Below are 1084 nucleotides of genomic sequence, written 5' to 3' on the forward strand. Positions count from 1 at the left end.
GCTAGACGCTCAAGCCCGAGCGCGAGAATGTTTTTTGCCGCATTAACGTCGCGTTGATGAGTGACACCGCACTCGCAAAGCCATTCTCTTATTCTCAAATCTGTCCTACCTTTCGGACTGTTTTGGCGTGAGCCGCAGCACGAACAGGTTTGGGTGGTGTAGCTTTCATTCACTTCTAAGTATTGGCAACCTGCGTTCTCGCATTTGTAAGTCAGTTGCCGTTTTACTTCAAACCAACTTGCGTCATAGACGGATTTGGCTAGTTTGGTTGAGGTGAATGATTTTGATTGAAGCTTACCAACGATGATTACGTTATTATCTTTGACGAGTTTACTGGTAAAAGCATGGATCAGGTGTTGGCGGGTGTTTTTGATCTTGGCATGAATGGCCTTGACCCTCTTTTTATTCTTAGCGCGTTGAGCGATGCCTAGTTTTGATGCGTATTTATGGGTTAATTTGGTTACTAAGGTATCACCGTCGCTTGTCGTCGCTGAATCCTTGCATCCTAAGTCGATGCCAGTTTCACCATAACCACACTCAATATTTGAATGCTCTTTAACCGTCACACACGCATACCAAAGACCACGACTGTCTTGTACTAATTCACAAGTATTGATGGTGTAGAGGGCTAAATTGTAGCTATCCCACACATCAATAGTCAGATTTCTACCTTTGGCAAGACTGAATTGAATAGTGGATTTAAGGCTTTTCTTACCCGCCTTCTTGACACCTAAATACTTGATGGCCGATTTTTTGAAAGGAATCCAGCCTAAGCTTTTACGCTTGGCTTTAGGGTTGTTAGTGCGCCAATTCAGTTTTGCTTTCTTAAATTGCTTGCGGCTTTTGGCATGGGTTTCAGTGATCGCTTGAAGGGTTTGGCTGTGCAGATTTAGAAATTCACCGCTGCCTTTGGTATAAGCTGCTATATCGTATGCTGAAAAGAAATGCCCGGTGCGTTGCAAGTGCTTAAAACTCAAATCATTCACATAGTTCCACACAAAATTCACCGCGCCAGACAGCTTATTTAACTGATTGGCGTGCTTATCTTTGATACGTAGCTTGAGTGTTTTCATAGTTTAAACTA

The 1084-nt window shown here is 43.1% G+C and carries 1 protein-coding gene; it reads right to left on the minus strand.

Translation table 11 applies throughout. From position 1 onward, the window contains the following. On the minus strand, nucleotides 1-1073 hold a 1073-nt coding region (locus JMX97_RS13605), incomplete at its 3' end, for an RNA-guided endonuclease InsQ/TnpB family protein (protein ID WP_201558954.1). Between the last annotated feature and the right edge of the window lie 11 nt (nucleotides 1074-1084).

The sequence above is a fragment of the Psychrobacter sp. 72-O-c genome (assembly GCF_904846605.1).
Classification (GTDB): domain Bacteria; phylum Pseudomonadota; class Gammaproteobacteria; order Pseudomonadales; family Moraxellaceae; genus Psychrobacter.